This is a genomic window from Dietzia sp. B44 (assembly GCF_014145245.1).
In the GTDB taxonomy this organism is placed as follows: Bacteria; Actinomycetota; Actinomycetes; order Mycobacteriales; family Mycobacteriaceae; genus Dietzia; species Dietzia natronolimnaea.
In genome coordinates, this window is sequence record NZ_JAALEF010000001.1 from 1 (window position 1) to 15,903 (window position 15,903).

General features: G+C 70.6%; 17 protein-coding genes. 5 read left to right on the forward strand and 12 right to left on the reverse strand.

What is annotated here, in order from left to right; all coding sequences use genetic code 11:
• Both G6017_RS00005 and G6017_RS00010 read left to right on the forward strand, forming a co-directional pair.
• The coding region (locus G6017_RS00005) for an acyl-CoA dehydrogenase family protein (RefSeq protein ID WP_182615271.1) at nucleotides 1-796 on the forward strand (796 nt) is incomplete at its 5' end.
• A gap of 10 nt (nucleotides 797-806) precedes the next feature.
• Nucleotides 807-1,628, forward strand: coding sequence for an inositol monophosphatase family protein (locus G6017_RS00010; RefSeq protein WP_182615272.1), 822 nt, complete (start codon nucleotides 807-809; stop codon nucleotides 1,626-1,628).
• 25 nt (nucleotides 1,629-1,653) lie between these two features.
• Here the strand turns inward: G6017_RS00010 and G6017_RS00015 are convergent, their stop codons facing one another.
• The 5 genes from G6017_RS00015 to G6017_RS00035 all read right to left on the reverse strand — a co-directional run bounded on the left by G6017_RS00015 (nucleotide 1,654) and on the right by G6017_RS00035 (nucleotide 7,708).
• Nucleotides 1,654-2,850 carry a sulfotransferase family protein gene (locus tag G6017_RS00015; RefSeq protein WP_182615273.1) on the reverse strand — a complete coding sequence of 399 codons (1,197 nt, stop codon included), beginning with the start codon at nucleotides 2,848-2,850 and terminating at the stop codon, nucleotides 1,654-1,656.
• Nucleotides 2,847-4,037 carry a hypothetical protein gene (locus G6017_RS00020; RefSeq protein ID WP_182615291.1) on the reverse strand — a complete coding sequence of 397 codons (1,191 nt, stop codon included), beginning with the start codon at nucleotides 4,035-4,037 and terminating at the stop codon, nucleotides 2,847-2,849. Before G6017_RS00020 ends, G6017_RS00015 begins: the two co-directional genes overlap by 4 nt.
• 68 nt (nucleotides 4,038-4,105) lie before the next feature.
• Nucleotides 4,106-4,690 (reverse strand): 3-hydroxy-9,10-secoandrosta-1,3,5(10)-triene-9,17-dione monooxygenase reductase subunit, encoded by a 585-nt coding sequence (gene hsaB / locus G6017_RS00025; RefSeq protein ID WP_241731298.1) that lies wholly within the window; start codon nucleotides 4,688-4,690, stop codon nucleotides 4,106-4,108.
• A gap of 262 nt (nucleotides 4,691-4,952) precedes the next feature.
• Nucleotides 4,953-6,428 carry an IS1182 family transposase gene (locus tag G6017_RS00030; protein WP_241731299.1) on the reverse strand — a complete coding sequence of 492 codons (1,476 nt, stop codon included), beginning with the start codon at nucleotides 6,426-6,428 and terminating at the stop codon, nucleotides 4,953-4,955.
• Between the two features lie 68 nt (nucleotides 6,429-6,496).
• Nucleotides 6,497-7,708, reverse strand: coding sequence for a saccharopine dehydrogenase family protein (locus tag G6017_RS00035; RefSeq protein ID WP_182615274.1), 1,212 nt, complete (start codon nucleotides 7,706-7,708; stop codon nucleotides 6,497-6,499).
• 237 nt (nucleotides 7,709-7,945) lie between these two features.
• On the opposite strand from G6017_RS00035, the gene G6017_RS00040 reads away from it, so the two are divergent.
• Nucleotides 7,946-8,161: a hypothetical protein gene (locus tag G6017_RS00040; protein WP_182615275.1), complete on the forward strand. Its 216-nt coding sequence runs from the start codon at nucleotides 7,946-7,948 to the stop codon at nucleotides 8,159-8,161.
• 72 nt (nucleotides 8,162-8,233) lie between these two features.
• Here G6017_RS00040 and purQ read toward each other — a convergent pair whose 3' ends face one another.
• From purQ to G6017_RS00060, 4 genes are all read right to left on the reverse strand, one after another.
• Nucleotides 8,234-8,911 (reverse strand): phosphoribosylformylglycinamidine synthase subunit PurQ, encoded by a 678-nt coding sequence (gene purQ / locus G6017_RS00045; protein WP_182615276.1) that lies wholly within the window; start codon nucleotides 8,909-8,911, stop codon nucleotides 8,234-8,236.
• On the reverse strand, nucleotides 8,908-9,162 hold the full coding sequence (purS, locus tag G6017_RS00050) for a phosphoribosylformylglycinamidine synthase subunit PurS (protein WP_182615277.1): 255 nt from the start codon (nucleotides 9,160-9,162) through the stop codon (nucleotides 8,908-8,910). Before purS ends, purQ begins: the two co-directional genes overlap by 4 nt.
• 125 nt (nucleotides 9,163-9,287) lie before the next feature.
• Nucleotides 9,288-10,007 carry a DUF2334 domain-containing protein gene (locus G6017_RS00055; protein WP_182615279.1) on the reverse strand — a complete coding sequence of 240 codons (720 nt, stop codon included), beginning with the start codon at nucleotides 10,005-10,007 and terminating at the stop codon, nucleotides 9,288-9,290.
• Nucleotides 10,008-10,132: 125 nt separating this feature from the next.
• Nucleotides 10,133-10,624 (reverse strand): glutathione peroxidase, encoded by a 492-nt coding sequence (locus G6017_RS00060; RefSeq protein ID WP_182615281.1) that lies wholly within the window; start codon nucleotides 10,622-10,624, stop codon nucleotides 10,133-10,135.
• Nucleotides 10,625-10,687: 63 nt separating this feature from the next.
• On the opposite strand from G6017_RS00060, the gene G6017_RS00065 reads away from it, so the two are divergent.
• Nucleotides 10,688-10,966, forward strand: a complete 279-nt coding sequence (locus tag G6017_RS00065) for a helix-turn-helix transcriptional regulator (RefSeq protein WP_031264401.1) — start codon at nucleotides 10,688-10,690, stop codon at nucleotides 10,964-10,966.
• Entirely contained in the window at nucleotides 10,963-11,490 is a 528-nt protein-coding gene (locus G6017_RS00070; protein WP_182615283.1) for a hypothetical protein, read from the forward strand. The genes G6017_RS00065 and G6017_RS00070 overlap by 4 nt, the downstream gene beginning before the upstream one ends.
• A gap of 63 nt (nucleotides 11,491-11,553) precedes the next feature.
• Here G6017_RS00070 and G6017_RS00075 read toward each other — a convergent pair whose 3' ends face one another.
• The 3 genes from G6017_RS00075 to G6017_RS00085 all read right to left on the reverse strand — a co-directional run bounded on the left by G6017_RS00075 (nucleotide 11,554) and on the right by G6017_RS00085 (nucleotide 15,635).
• Nucleotides 11,554-13,809: a S9 family peptidase gene (locus G6017_RS00075; RefSeq protein WP_182615285.1), complete on the reverse strand. Its 2,256-nt coding sequence runs from the start codon at nucleotides 13,807-13,809 to the stop codon at nucleotides 11,554-11,556.
• A complete protein-coding gene (locus tag G6017_RS00080) occupies nucleotides 13,806-14,699 on the reverse strand; it encodes a phosphoribosylaminoimidazolesuccinocarboxamide synthase (RefSeq protein ID WP_182615287.1) in 894 nt (297 codons plus the stop codon). Before G6017_RS00080 ends, G6017_RS00075 begins: the two co-directional genes overlap by 4 nt.
• Nucleotides 14,700-14,771: 72 nt before the next feature.
• The gene (locus tag G6017_RS00085) at nucleotides 14,772-15,635 is read right to left on the reverse strand and encodes an alpha/beta hydrolase (protein ID WP_182615289.1); all 864 of its coding nucleotides are present in this window, start codon (nucleotides 15,633-15,635) and stop codon (nucleotides 14,772-14,774) included.
• Nucleotides 15,636-15,903 lie beyond the last annotated feature (268 nt).

The following is a 15,903-nucleotide window of genomic DNA, read 5'->3' on the forward strand; positions in this document are numbered from 1 at the left end:
CCTGCCCGGGATCGCCGCCGGCGAGCAGGCGGCCCTGTGCTGGGCGTCGGAGGACGGGTGGGCGACGCCGGGCGTCAGGGCGTCCGGCGACGACGATCCCACCCTCAGCGGCACGGCCCACCACGTCCTGGGCGCCGACACCGCCTCCACGTTGCTCGTCATCGCCATCTCGGGCGGGGGCGTGGGCCTGTTCGAGGTGCCGGCCGGCACCCCCGGCGTCACCGTGACCCGTGTTCCCGTCATGGACCCCACGCGGACGATGGCGCGCGTGGAGTTCGATTCCGTCACCGCGACCCCGATCCCGACCCGCCCCAGCTTCCTGGCCCGACTCCGCGCAGTGGGGTGGGCGGCGATCTCGGCCGAGCAGGTCGGCGCCGCGCGGGCCGCACTCGACGCGACCGTGCAGTACACGCAGGAGCGCACGCAGTTCGGCCGGACCATCGGCTCGTTCCAGGCCCTCAAGCACCGCATGGCGGACATGTACGTCAGGGCCGAGACCGCGGCGTCGCTGTCCTACTCGGCCGCGTCGATGGTCGCCGAGGCGCAGTCCCTCGGGGACGGGCCCGACTCCGACGACGCCGCCTACGCCGCGGAGATCGAGGCCGCCGCGGCCAAGGTGTACTGCTCCGAGGCGCTGCAGTGGATCACCGGCGAGGCCATCCAGCTCCACGGCGGGGTCGGGATCACGTGGGAGTACGACGTTCACCTGTACTTCAAGCGGGCCCACGGCACCGCTCAGCTACTCGGCCAACCCCACGAGATCCTGGCGGCGCTCGAGGTGGCCGCGGGCCTCTAGAATCACCTGCATGAGCCCCTTCCCCGAGCACGGACGGACCAACGACCAACGACTCGCCGAGGACCTGGCCGCACAGGCCGGACGGCTGCTCACCGACCTGAGGGTCTCCCGTGTCGCTCCGGAGGAACTCGGCGACTTCGCCGAGGGGGAGGCCCGCGCCGTGATCCTGGACCGGCTCGCGGTGGCCCGCCCCGACGACCTCGTGTTCGGCGAATGGAACCCGGACTCCCGGGCCCGCCTCGAGGCGGACCGCGTGTGGATGATCGACCCGCTGGACGGCGTCAGCTCGTACCGCACCGAGGGCCGCCCCGACTGGGCGGTGCACGTGGCCCTGTGGGAACGCGGCCCCGACGGCACCGGCGGGATCACCGCCTGCGCGATCGCCATGCCCGCGTACGGGCGGGTGATCACCGGCCGTGGTGCCACCACCTATCAGCCGATCTCCATCATCCGCGGGCCGCGCCCCGGCCCGCTGGTCCCGCCGCGTGAGGACGACCGCCTGCGCATCGCCGTCTCGGAGGCCGATCCCCCGGCGTTCGCGGAAGAACTCGCCGAGACCCTCGGCGCCTCCCTCACCCGCCTCGGTTCGGGCGGGGGCAAGACCGCCACCGTGGTGGAGGACGAGTGCGACGCCTACATCCACACCAGCGGCCACCACCAGTGGGACTCCGCGGCCACGTACGGGGTGGTGCGCCAGCGCGGACTGCACGCGAGCCGACTCGACGGCTCGGAGCTGGTCTACAACGTCGAGGAGAACGCGTTCCCCGACCTGCTCGTGTGCAAGGAGGACGTCGCGGACCGCATCATCGAGGCGGCGCGGGCGTACCTCTGACCTGGGTACCTCTAGTCCAGTACCTCTAGCCCTCCAGGCCCCGGTAGCCGTCGAACCGCTCGGCGACCTGGTCCTCGCTGAGCCCGTAGTCGGCGAGCGTGTAGCGGTGTGCGGGCGCCCGGTCGCCGGACAGACTCCGGGCGTTCTCCGCCTCGACCGCCTCGCGCACGCCCTCGTCGAGCTCGGTGCCCACCGCGGAGTACACCCGTTCGACCACTCCCGCCGGGTCCTCGATGAGCTCCCGGTGGTTGACGTCCACGAACGTCGCCCGCGAGCCCGGGTCGGCCTCGTGCCGGGCGCGCACCGCGTCGAACTCGGACACGCCCCGCGCCCACAGGTCGAGCTGCGAGGAGCCGATGTATTCCGGGGTGAACCGGGTCGACCAGTCCGCGGCGGTCCGGTGCGCCAGCGAGAACATGGACGCCATCGACTTCCGCGGATCGCGGTGCGTCTGCACCACCACGGCGTCGGGGTACACCTCGAGCAGCGCGTCGAGCGCGAACAGGTGGCTGGGGTTCTTGAGGACCCACCGCCGCCCGGGGGCGTCCGCCCCGATCAGCTGGAGGTTGCGCTTGTGCCGCCGGTACGCGGGCACCCAGTCCACACCCTCGAGCCAGCGCGAGTATCCGTCGAGCCTGGCCAGGCACTCGTACGAGGCGGCCGTGGCCGACTGCCGGAGCAGCTGCCAGCACTCCTCCAGGTCGTCGGCGGAGATGTAGTGCACCCCTCCGTAGTCGGGGTTCTCCGACATGAACCCGGCGTACAGGTCACGCAGGCCGCGGTAGGTGGGATCGTCCTCCCACTGCTCCCTCGGCGGCCGGGGCTTGGGCACCTCCGTGAGCCACAGTTCCAGCCCCTGGTTGGCGGGGTCGGCTCCGAGGAGCCGGTGCAGCGCCGTGGTCCCGGTGCGGGGAAGCCCGGTGACGACGACGGGCCGCTCGATCTCGACGTCCGCCTGGGCCGGGTCCGCGGAGAAGCCCGCCTGTGAGACGAGCCGCGCCACCATCGCGCCCTTGAGCACGGAGCGCCAGTACTTGCTCCCCGCCGGGGTGAGGCCCGCGTCGGAGTGCAGGGAGTCCAGCAGCACGCCCAGCGCCTCGCGGTGGCGGTCCTCGCCGTCGCCGAAGTCCTCCAACCCGATCGCCCGCGAGGCGCTTGCGTGCAGGTCCTCGACGGTGCCGACGTGCACCCGCTCCGTGTCGCTCACGGCCGACCCGGTCATGACAGCCCCCTCCGCGCGAACGCGTCCTGCCGCGCGGCGATCCGCTCGCGCCACTGCTCGGCGGTCACCCGCTGGTCGTCGTACCCGGGTACCTCGTCGGCGAGCCGGTCGAACGGCACCACCTTCACCGAGGGGCCGAGCTCCGGCGTGACGGGCTCGCTCACCCGCTGCCAGCGGAACTGCATGATGCCCTCGCGGTGGCCCAGGGTCTCGATCCAGTTGGCCAGACCGGGATCGCGGTCGGCCACGACGAGGTGGATCATCCCGTCCGCGCCGACGTGCGCCTGGTCGGCGGTGAGGCTGGTCTGGTGGTGCACGTACTCGAGCGAGGCGTACCACATGCTGCCCAGCTGGAAGCCCTGGTAGGGCGCCCCGGCGACGGGCACCGAGATCACCATGGCCTCGTCCGGACCGAGCTCGAAGACGCCCGCGGAGGAGAACTGCGTGGTGAGCCCACCGGGGGTCTGTCGCGGTTCGTTGAGCGTGTTGCGGACCTGGTCGCCGAAGAACCACTCCGGGAACGCCAGCCACGTCCGCAGCCGCCCGACGAGAGCCTCGGCGAGTTTGGCGTAGAACTTCTCCTGACCGGCGAGTGTCACCGGCTCCGGCGCGGTGCCCACCGTGTCGACCCTGCGCAGGATCGCCGACCCGGCGACCTCACGGCTCCAGTCGGAGTAGACCTCGCGGACGGCGATCATCGAGGTCCCCGGGTGGAGCACCACGTATCCGGCGTCGCCCTCGTCGTCGTCGTACCTCGCCGGCCCCAGTCGGAAGCGATACCGTCCGTCGGCGTCGATCTCCAGCGCGCGGTCGTCGAACGCCGCGTGCGACGCGGCGCGCTCGTCGGCCGAATACGTCCCGGCCATCACCTGGAACGACAGGTCCGCTGTGGTGCCGCGCCGGCCCTCGATGACGTACTCGGCGCCGTCGGTGAGGTTGGCGTAGAAGTACAGCGTGTCCGGGTTGTCCAGGCCCATCTTGGTGTACGGCCCCGTGGCCTGGAACAGCTGCGGGTGACTGCGCCCGCGGTGTTGGCCGGTCTCGATGGCGCCGCGGATCGTCCCGAGCAGGTAGTCGAGCCCCTCCGCGACGTCCGCCTCGGTCCGCACGTGCGGCGCCGACCGGATGATCTCCTCGGCCTCGGCCAGGGCGCGGGCCAGCGGGCCGGTCGCCCCGGCCCCCTCCACCGGGTCCTCCTCCACCGTGCTCTCCCCCACCGTGCTCTCCCCCACAGCGCTCTCCCCCACCGTGCCGCTCACAGCCACGTGTAGGAGTCGGCGGAGGTGATGAAGTTCTCGAGCTCTTCCTGCTCGGGCGTCGGATCCACGACGTCCTCCTCGATACTCAGATAGGCGCCGCGGTAGAACAACAGCGGCCGGACATCCCGCTCAGTCGGTCCGAGGTGGGCGACCCGTCCCAGGACGATCCAGTGATCGCCGCCGTCGAGGACCTGGTCGATCTCGCAGTCCAGCCACGCCATCACGCCGTCGATGACCGGCGAGCCGAGCGGGCTCGGCGACCAGTCGATCGAGGCGAACTTGTCGTCGCCGCGACGGCCGAACGTGGAGGACACGTCCTCCTGCTCCTCGGACAGGATGTTGACGCAGAACCTGCCGGCCGCCTCGATCCCCTTCCACGACCCCGACGTCTTCATCGGGCAGAACAGGACCAGGGGCGGCTCGAGGGAGAGCGCGGAGAAGGACTGGCAGGCGAACCCGACCGGCGCGTCGTCCTTGACCGCTGTGATGACGGTGATCCCGGTACAGAACTGGCCGAGCGCGTCGCGCAGTTCCCGGTTGGAGAAGCTCTGCCCCTCCGGGGGGTGGTCGGTGCTGCTCATCTGAAGTCGGTCCTCCCTGGACTCGGTCGTGCGCGGGCGTCATCGGGCGTCCCGGGCTCAGCTGGTCGACAACCCTGCTGCCCGGGAAACCAGCCTAGGAGCATGGGTCAGTAATGGCTCGAAGCGCGCCGAGAGTACGGCGGAGTGCGTGAGAGCGTTGCGCTCGGGCCGGCGTCACTGGCGGCCAGGTATTCGGTTTGCGAAGCCGCGGTGATGGCGTTCAGTCCGCGGGTCAGCCTGTAGGTCGCCCGGGCCTGCCAGTTCAGGCGATCTGGAGGCCGCCGAGCCCGGTGGCGCCGATATGACCGTGGAGCTTTCGCAGGTTGTGGCAGGCAGCGAGCAGTAGCCATTCACCGCGGGCGGCGTCCAGACCGCGAATCAGGAGTTGCTTGCCGTTCTGCAGGGTGCTCATCTGTCCGAAGACCGGTTCGACGATCGCTTTGCGCCGGGCGTAGACCGCTCGGCCTTTCTTCGTGGCGAGCTTGCGGGCCATGCGCTGCTTGTCCGTGGCGCTGGCCGGGATCGGTCCCCGGGGGGCGATCGGCGCCGGTTCCCCGCTGCGCTGTCGTCCGGTGGCGATGAAGAACTCGGTGCCCTGCTCGCCGGTGACCTCGGCGGAGGCGGCGAGGTTCGCGGCTGAGCAGTACCCGGCATCGGCGAGCATCTGCTTCGGGGCCTGCCCCGTGTTGCTGATGGCCTGCTCGGTCATGGGGATGAGGTTGCCGACGTCGGCGGCACAGTCGTTGACCTCGGCCGCCACGATGATCTGATGGGCGGCATCGACCACGGCCTGGCCGTTGTAGCACTGAGCGAACGACCCGTCCCCGGTGAGCATGATCTTCGACTCCGGGTCGGTGAAGTTGCGCTGGGCCTTCGGCCTGGGCGTGGCGCGCTCGGCGGCCTCAGCGGCCTTCTGCGCGACGGTGTCTTCGTCTTCGCCCTTACCGCGGGCCTTAGCCTCAGCCTTCTCCGCCGCATCGGCGGCGGCGTCGGCTTCCAGAGCAGCTTTGGCCTGGCGCAGCTTGACCAGGCGAGACTCTCGGCGGGCCAGCTCATCGGGCAGCTCGTCCCCGCGCCGGTTCTTGCCGAACTTGGCGTCCTCGGCCTTGTCGATGGCCTCGGCGGCGGCCAGCAGATCGGAGACCTCCTGGGCCAGTACCTTCTCCTTGTCCGTCAGCCGCGCGTACGACATGGCCTTGCGTTTGGAGGCGTTCGCCCGCAGCTTCGTCCCATCCAGCGCGACCTGTCCAAGCGTGACCATCCCGGCGGCCTGGCACAACGCCAACGCCTGCAAGAACAGGTTGCCCAGCGCGGCCAGGTGCCTCTTGCGAAACCTGGCGATCGCGCGGTAGTCCGGGGCCGCCCCGGCCGCCAACCACCGGAAAGCGACGATGTCGGTGCAGGCCTTCTCGATCCCGCGGGAGGAGCGCACCCCCGTGGTGTAGCCGAAGATCAGCAACCGCACCATCAACCGCGGATCGTACGGCGGGGCCCCGCGCCCCTCCTGGTAGGAGACGTAGATCCGCGATAAATCCAGGTGCTCATCGACCAGATCCGCCACGAACCGTGCCAGATGATCGGCCGGAAGCCAGTCATCCAGCGACGGCGGCAGCAACAACCCCTGGCCCGGGTCGAACGCCCGAAATGTCTTGCCTGCGCCCACCGGCTCGACCTCGCCCTGCCGGTCAGCCCGCACGACGCGGAACTCCTCGGCGGCGAACAACCCTTCCTCGCCCATGACGACAATTATCCCGCCGAACCCGCCCCATCAGCGGACCTGAACTGGCGTGTTACTGACCCACGCTCCTAGGTGGACAGCACCTCGAAGGTCAGGCCGCCGCGCTCGACACGCTCGAGTAGTGCCTCCCCCATCGCCTGGGCGGTGGTGAGCTGTCCCGAGAGCGCGGGAAGATCGTCGAAGGCCAGACACAGGGCCGACTCCGCGATCATCATGGCCGTCTCGGTGTACCCGGGGTCGCCGCCGCACACCCGGGTGACCACCCGCCGCCCGCCCGCCAACGCCACGAAGGTCACGTCGAACGACGACCGGGCGCGGCGGGACTCACTGGGCCCGGCACCACGGTCGATCCGCTTGAGCATCTGCGACCTGATGGGGCCGATCTGGGCACCCACGGTCAGCGCCCCGACCCCGACCATGCCCGCCGTCGCGGTCAACGGCGACTTGACCGAGGCGTAGTGCGCGTAGGTGAAGTCCGGGCCGTAGCTCTCCAGCGCGGCCGCGGACCGCAACACGATCTGCGGGTCGATCGTGGGCAGCGGCACCAGCCAGCGGCCGAGAACGCTGTCGTGGTGCGGCTTGCCCGTCACCGACTTGATCCGCCGCCCCTCGACCCTGCCCTCCTTCTTGCGCCGCGCCTTCGCCGTGCGTCCGGCCTCACGGAGTCGGGCGAACTGGCCGATGGCCGAGTGGAAGGTGCCGCCGGAGAACTGGGCGTCGGCGTGGACCGCACCGTAGACCGCCACCGGCACACCCTCGGGTACCTGCTTCATCGTGTAGAACACCCCCATGTCGTGGGGGATGGAGTCGAACCCGCACGCGTGGATGATCCGTGCGCCGGAGGCCACGGCCTTGTCGTGGTACTCGAGGTACATGCGGTCGGCGAACTCGGGCTCGCCCGTCAGGTCCACGTAGTCGGTCCCGGCCTCGGCGCACGCGGCGACGAGCGGCTCGCCGTACTCGAGGTACGGCCCGACGGTGGTGATGACGACCCGGGCCGCGCGGGCCATGTCCGCCAGCGAGCCCGGATCCTCGGTGTCCGCCACCACGACCCCCGGGGCCGGGACGTCGGGCATCTCGGCGGCGAGGCGGGCGGCGAGCGCGTCGAGCTTGGTCCGGTTCCGACCCGCCACGGCCCACGACCCACCCTCGGGCAGGTTCCGCAGCAGATAGTCGGCCACCAGACCACCGGTGAATCCGGTCGCCCCGTAGAGGACGATGTCGAACGGCCTGGCGGCCTTCTCGGACGCGGACACGGGCTGGGTGCTGGATTCGCTCACCCCACGGTTCTACCGCATCTCGCGCCACCGACGGATGGGCCGGTGAGTAGATGGTCAGACCGCACGGCCACCATGTCTATTCTCGGTTCACTCCAGACCCATGAGTGACTTCTGTCATATCGGCCAGAAAGGTGAACGAACGCCTAAGTAGTTGTGCAAAACTTCACCTATGCGTGCGATCATCCGGGTCGCCGCAGCTCATCCCGCCGAGCGGGATACCAACCTTAGGAGAACCCTATGGACCTGACTGGTTCGATCGGCGAAGCATTCGCACCCCTCAGCACCGAGTTGATCGGAAGCGCCGACCCCGTCGGCTCGTCCTTCGTCGACACCCTGTCGGCCGCGCTGTTCATCGGCCCGAACCTGCTCCTGAGCTTCATCGGCGACCTCGGCGCCGACCTCGGCAGCACCGGCAGCCTCTTCGGCGACAATGGCATGAACCTCCCGCTCTGACGTTCGCGGCAAAAACGAGGGCCCGCCGGGATCACTCCCGGCGGGCCCTTCGCTGTAGCCGCGGCGTGCGGATCAGACCTTGACCACCGCATCCAACGCGGAGAGGAAAAGCCCGAGCCCGTCGTCGGACGGCCCGGTCAGCGGGTCGATGGCGTGCTCGGGGTGCGGCATGAGGCCGACCACACGCCCGTCCCCGGAGCTGATCCCGGCGATGTTGTTAGTGGAACCGTTGGGGGCGTCGGAGGCGAAGCGGAAGACCACGCGGCCCTCGGCCTCGAGCTGCTCGATGGTCTCGGGCGTGGCCATGTACCGGCCCTCTCCGGACTTCAGCGGGATGAGGATCTCCGCCCCCTCCTCGAACCGGCTGGTCCACGCGGTGCCGGTGTTCTCCACTCGCAGCCACTCGTCACGGCAGATGAAGTGCATGTCGCGGTTGCGCCCCATGGCGCCGGGGAGCAGCCCGGCCTCGCACAGGATCTGGAAGCCGTTGCAGATGCCCAGGACCGGCATGCCGCCGCGGGCCGCCGTGATGACCTCGCCCATGACGGGGGCCATCGAGGCGATCGCGCCGCAGCGGAGGTAATCGCCGTAGGAGAAACCGCCGGGGACCACCACCGCGTCGACGCCCTGGAGGTCCGCGTCGTCATGCCACAGCGAGACCGCCTGCGCGCCGGACCTGGTGATGGCGCGTGAGGCGTCGATGTCGTCGAGCGTGCCGGGGAAGGTGATGACGCCGATCCGTGCGGTCACGAGGCCGCCTCCGCGGTGTCCACGCGGACGACCTTCCAGTCCTCGATCACCGTGTTGGCCAGCAGCGACGAGGCGATCTCCTCGAGCTCGGCGTCCGACACGCCGTCGGCGACCTCGAGCTCGAACCGCTTGCCCTGACGGACGTCGGTGACGCCCGGGTGGCCGAGACGGCCCAGGGCCCGGTGGATGGCCTGGCCCTGCGGATCGAGGATCTCGGCCTTGGGCATGACTTCGACGACGACTCGGGCCACGGTGGATCTCCTCGATCGGTTGAAACGCGGGGCGGACCCGGACCTGCCGGGGCTCGACTGCCGATCCTACCCGGACTCGGCGGGGCCACCGAACGGCTCACGCAGCGGGGGATCGCGCCCCTCGCTCAGGCCGCGGAGGCCAATGCGACCGCCGGCCACTCATAGCGGCCGGTGACGGCTCCGTGCTCCCCGGTCACCCGGTCCACCGCGTCCAGCAGCGCCGACCGCGGCGCCCGGCGCGAGAGCTGCGTGGCGGAGACGTTGACGCGCACCAGCCCTCCGGCCGCCGCTGTCCGACACGCCGCGGTGACGAGGGCCCGGCACCACCAGGCATCGGCGAGGAACCCCTCCCCGATCGACAGCGCACGGCCACGCTCCGTGGTCCCGCGGACCACGTCGTGGACGCCGGTGAGAGAGGCACAGACCCGGAAGCCCGCCCCGGGCAACGCCTCGAGACAGCCCGGCGACGCGTTCCACCGCGGTGGGGCGAACAGCCGCGTCCGAAGACCCATGTCGGCCATGATCCGGTCCGCGGCGGCCAGACGGACGGCCGCCTCCGCGGGTCCGATGGAGGCGAACTCGGGCCTGCGCGGTCGGGTCGCGGCCTCGTCGTAGCCGCCCAACACGATCGAGTCACCCCGCTCGCGACGGTGGCGTAGCCAGCCCTGCGTGGCCCTGTCCTCCGTCATCCGGTACTCGCGCCCCCGCCTCGGCGCGACGAGCAGCGAGACGGGCACCGACCGCCGCTCGAGTTCGCCGACCAGATCCACGGCACCCTCCAGCGTCGACTCCCGCAGGCCCGAGACGGAGACGATGAGGCGGGCGGTGGCCGGGCGCGGTGTCATGGAGCCCATCGTCGCAGCCGGTGATGACAGCGTGACGACGACGAGGTGTACGTCCGGTGTCCCGACCGGACGCGTGTCTTGACCGGAGGTGACGTCCCGGCCGGAGGTGACGCTCCGGGACGGGGTCAGACCGGGAGGACGTCCTCGATCGCCTCGGTGAGTTCGGGGGCACCGGGCTCCACCTTGGGGCGGAAGCGGCCCACGACCTCACCCGTCGGGGACAGCAGGAATTTCTCGAAGTTCCACTGCACGTCACCGGCCTCACCGTCTGCGTCGGCGACCGCGGTCAGTTCCGCGTACAGCGGGTGCCGGTCGGGGCCGTTGACGTCGACCTTGGCGGCCAGGGGGAAGGTGATGCCGTACTTCTCGGTGGTGAACTCCTTGATCGCGCCCTCGTCGCCGGGCTCCTGCCCCATGAACTGGTTGCACGGGAACCCCAGGACGAAGAACCCGCGGTCGCGGTAGTCGTCGGCCAGCTCCTGCAGACCCTCGTACTGCGGGGTGAGCCCGCACTCGCTCGCCACGTTGACCACCAGGACGGCGTGCCCCGCGTAGTCACCGAGTCGGGCCTGTTCGCCGTCGATGGTCGTGAAGGTGATGTCGTGAAGGCTGCTCATGTGAGCCAGCTTACGCGGTTGTCACCTTTGACATATCGTTGGGTTTTTACAACACTGCATTTCATGAGCCCAGTGCGACGGGGAGAAAAGCTCCCCATCTACAACCGGATCGCCGTCCTGCGGGCCGAGCACCGACTCAGCCGGGCCTCGCTCGCGGAACGGATCGAGGTCAACCCCCAGACCGTGGGGGCGCTCGAGCGGGGCGACCACTACCCCAGCCTGGATCTGGCCTTCCGCATCTGCGCGGTGTTCGACCTGCCGGTCGAGGCCGTCTTCTCCCGGGAGGAGTTCCAGCCGATGTCCACCGAGATCTACCGCCGCACACGAGAGGACACACCATGAACACCGCCACCGACCAGACCCTGACCTCCGCCGAGCGTCGCTACGAGAAGACCGTCGACCGGATCTCCGGCAGCCTGCTCTCATGGCGCACCCCGGAACGCCGCCGACTACTGGTCCGGTTGAACTGGGCATGCGTCGCGGCCATGGCGGCGATCGCCGTCGCCGAGTTCTTCTGGCTCCCGATCGTCATCGCCTGGCTGCCCATGACCGTGGCCATCTGCGCGGTGTGGACGATGCTGCGCACCGTCATCGACGTCAAGGACTCCGCGCCGCCGCGCTACCTCGACGAGTTCGAGACGCAGACCCTCCTGCACGCCAGATCCACCGCGCTGTCGGTGCTCGTGGGAATCTGCTTCGTGATCGGACTGGTGCTGGTGTTCGGCTCCACGATGGAACTCGGGGACGGCCACCGCCTCGCCTACGCGATGGGCGGACTCGCGGTCCTGGCGGTGTTCGTCGGGGGGATCATCCCCGCCGCCGCGATGGCCGCGACCATGGACCCCGCCGACCCCGACGACCGCTGACCAGGACTGACGAGGACGACCGCGCTCGAGCGTCTGCCGTCCTGAACGGCTGCGGGTCCGGCCCTATCCGGCGCCGGCCGTGCGGACCGTCCACGCGTACTCGAACGCGGTCTGGCGCCACCGCTCGTACCGTCCGGACACGCCCCCGTGGCCGGCGCTCATCTCGCAGCGCAACAGCACCGGGCGGTCCGCCGAGTCGGCCGAGGTCGACACCGCCCGGAGCCTGGCCACCCACTTGGCGGGCTCGACGTAGAGCACCCGGGTGTCGTTGAGCGAGGTCACCGCCAGGATCGCCGGGTAGTCCTTGGCCTCGACGTTCTCGTACGGCGCGTAGGAGGCCATGTAGTCGTAGACCTCCTCAGAGTGCAGCGGATCGCCCCACTCGTCCCACTCGATCACCGTCAGCGGGAGCTCCGGCATGAGGATCGAGGTGAGCGGATCGACGAACGGGACGACCGCCTGGATGCCGACGAACAATTCCGGCGCGAGGTTGGCCACAGCGCCCATGAGCAGGCCACCCGCGCTGCCGCCCTCCGCCACCAACCGGTCCGGGGCGGTGAGCCCGGAGTCGACCAGGTGCCGCGCGCAGTCGACGAAGTCCGTGAAGGTGTTCCGCTTGGTCAGGGTCTTGCCCTGCTCGTACCAGAGGCGCCCCATCTCACCGCCGCCCCGCACGTGCGCGACCGCGTAGGCCATCCCCCGGTCGAGCAGCGAGAGCCGGGCCACCGAGAAGGCGGGGTCGATGCTGGTCTCGTACGAACCGTAGCCGTACAGCAGGGTCGGAACCTGCTCGCCCGCGTCGATCCGGGCTGCGGTCTCCAGCGACATCACCAGGGAGATCGGCAGCTGGGTGCCGTCCCCGGCAGTGGCCCAGTCCCGGCGCTGCACGTACCCGGCCGGGTCGTAGCCGCCCAGCACCTCCTGCTCGCGCAACAGGGTCCGCTCCCCCGTGGCCAGCGCCAGGGAGTAGATGCGGCCCGGGGTGACGAACGAGCCGAACCCGAACCTCAGCACCGGTGCGTCCCACTCCGGGTTCGACCCCGGGCCGGAGGTGAACAGTTCCTCGTCGAACTCCACGGGAGTGAACCCGGAATACGCCTCCACACCCACGGTCGACGCGGGATCCAGCGGCATCAGGGAGAACCGGGGCAGCGCCTGCTCCCGGTACCCGAGCACCAGCACGCGGGCGAACGCGTCGACCCCCTCCACCCGCACGTCGTCGCGGTGCGGCACGAGCGGGTCCAGTTCGCGGAAGTCACGGTCGACCGGTCCGGCGGGCGCCTCGACCACGGCGAAGTTGGGCGACCCCGCGTTGTGGGTGATGAGGAAGCGATCCAAGCCGCCGACGACCGCGTGCTCGACGTCGTACTCGACGCCCTCCTCGCGAGGTCGTACGCACCAGAACTCGCCCGCCGGGTCGGCGGAGTCCAGGCACCACACCTCGGTGGTGATCTTGGACCCCGCGGCGATCTGCAGGTACTTCTCGCTGCGCGTCTCACCGACCCCGATCCAGTAGGACTCGTCGGGCTCGTGGAACACCTCGTCGTCGTCGTCCCGGGTCGTCCCCAGGCGGTGACGCCACACGGTGTCGGGGCGCCACGCCTCGTCGACCGTCACATAGAAGACGTACTGGCCGTCGCGGGACCAGGTGACCCCGGCAGCGATGCCGGAGATCTCCTCGTCCGGGGCCGTGTGGTCCGGGTCGAGGGAGCGGAACCGGAGGGTGTAGCGTTCGTCGCCCTCGGTGTCGGTGGCCCAGGCGAGGACGCGGCCGTCGTGGCTGACCGAGAACGCGCCGAGCGCGAAGTACTCGTGCCCCTCGGCCTCGGCGTTGCCGTCCAGCAACAGCTGCTCCCCGGGGAGCTCGACACCGGGCGAGACCTCAGGCGGGACCCACCCGGCCGGGTCGCCGGGATCCGCCACGAACTCCGGAGGCACGGGGACGCGGCAGTGCCGCGCGTAGGACAGGCCTTCCGATGTGCGGGAGAAGTACCACCAGCCGGCGGCCCGCACGGGAACCGACATGTCGGTCTCCTTGACGCGGGAACGGATCTCCTCGTAGACCTCGTCCTCGAGCGGCTTCTGCCCGGCCGTCATCGCGTCCGTGTACGCGTTCTCCGCCTCCAGGTACTCGCGGGTCGCCGGGGCGTCCTTGTCGCGCAGCCACTCGTAGTCGTCCACGAAGACGCGGCCGTGGTGCTCACGGCGGTGGGGGCGGCGCTCGGCCCGGGGAGGCTCTGGGACCTGCCGGCCATCGGTGGTGGTGTCGCTGTCGGTGGTGGTGTCGGTCCGGCTGCCGGTGGCGTCAGAGGCACTCATGCGGACTCACCGCCGAGCCACTCCGAGAACGTCAGACCGGAGATCCGCTCGTACGCCTCGATGTACCGTGCCCGGGTCGCGTCGACCACCTCCGGCGGTAGCGGGGGCGGCGGCGAGTCCGAGTCCCGGTCCCAGCCCGAGTCCGGGCCGGTGAGCCAGTCGCGCACGAACTGTTTGTCGAAGCTCGGCTGGACGCGGCCGGACTGGTACCCGTCCGCCGGCCAGTACCGGGAGGAGTCCGGGGTGAGCACCTCGTCGGCCAGGATCAGCTCGCCCCCGGACAGCCCGAACTCGAACTTCGTGTCCGCCAGCAGCACCCCACGGTCGGCGGCCATCGCGGCCGCCCGCGCGTACACCTCCAGCGTGGCGGTCCGGAGTCGGCCGGCCAGCTCGTCGCCGACGATCCCGGAGAGCTGCTCGAACGAGATGTTCTCGTCATGGTCGCCCACCGCGGCCTTGGTGGCGGGCGTGAAGATCGGCTCCGGCAGCCGGCTGGCCTCGACGAGCCCCCCGGGGAGCTCGACACCGCACACCGACCCCGACTCGCGGTACTCGACCATCCCGGACCCGGTCAGGTACCCACGGGCGACACACTCGGCCTGCACCATGTCCAGGCGGCGCACGACCATCGCCCGGCCGAGCACCTCGGCGGGGATCCGATCGTCGTCCAGAGGCCCCGCGAGGTGGTTCGGCACCTCGAGGGCGTCGAAGAAGTAGGCGCTCATGGCGGTGAGCACACGGCCCTTGTCGGGAATCGGCGTGCCGAGCACATGGTCGTACGCCGAGATCCGGTCGGTGGCCACCAGGAGCAGCGTCTCGCCGTCGATCTCGTATAACTCGCGGACCTTCCCGGCGGCGAGATGGCGGTATGAGGAGAGCTCGGGTCGCATGGGGGCCAGCGTAGTCGGCGCCCCTGCGGCCGCCCCGCCGGACGAGCGGTATCGGCCCGGACCCAGGGGACCTCAGACCAACCGCGCGTCCAGCCACTCCCCGAGCGCCGCGTACGCCTGGTCCGCACACAGGTCGTTGAACAGTTCGTGCAGACCGCCCTCGAACTCCCGGTAGGTGATCTCCGGCCGCGGGTCGTGGTCCGATCCCGCGACCTGGGCGAACCGACGGGCGCCCGTCGGCGAGGTGATGGAGTCCGCCGACCCGTTGATCACCAGGGTCGGCAACCGCAGGGCGCTCGAGCGCTGCAGGAACTTCTGCCCGCCCGCGAGGAGGGTCCCGGCTGCCAGCGCCGGCACCCCCTTGTGGTGCACGAGCGGGTCGGAGGTGTAGTCCGCCACGTGCTCGGGAACGCGGGAGATCTCGTTCGGGTCCAGCTTCTCCACCGGGAGGAACGGCAGGAGGCGGGCGATCACCGGGGCCACCGCCCGGAGCGGCGCGGGTGTGCTCTCGCCCACGACGATGCCGGGAGAGGACAGGATCAGCCCCGCCAGGTCCCACGGACGCCGGAGAGCGGACTCCCCGGCGATCAACCCGCCCATCGAGTGCCCCATCAGCAGTCGCGGCAGGGACTCGGCCCCTCCGCCCCGCGGGGAGCGGCACCACTCCACGACGGCGTCGCGGACGGCCAGGTTGTCCCGGATGTGGGCCTCCGTCGCGACCCTGGCCCGCGGTCCGGGGGCGGTGCCGTGTCCCCGCAGGTCGTAGGAGACCACGCTGACCCCCCGGTCCACCAGGAACCGGATCGTCCGCCCGTAGCGACCGGAGTGCTCTCCGAAGCCGTGGACCAGGAGCAGCAGTGCCCGCGGCTCCTCGGCGTGGTGAAGTGTCGCCTGCAGGCCTTGTGTACCGGGGACGGGGATGATGGTCTCGCGCATGCGCCGAGACTAGCGCCCGGAGGCCGCCGGCCTCCCCCAAAGGTGCCAACCGGTTCTCCACCTCCGGCCTCAAGACCGGCGGCCGCGCGCGGACGAGCATGGAACCGGTCAGAGAATTCTGTCCGGACGCGGTCCGGACACCCACAGCGCAGGAGGTCCCCGTGGTTCCCACCACCCTCGCACCGGCGCCGGAGCCCACCTCCGGTCGCCGCGGCACCCGGCTCACTCGCCGGACTCGGCGTGCGGCCGCCGCGGCGCTCAGCGCGGT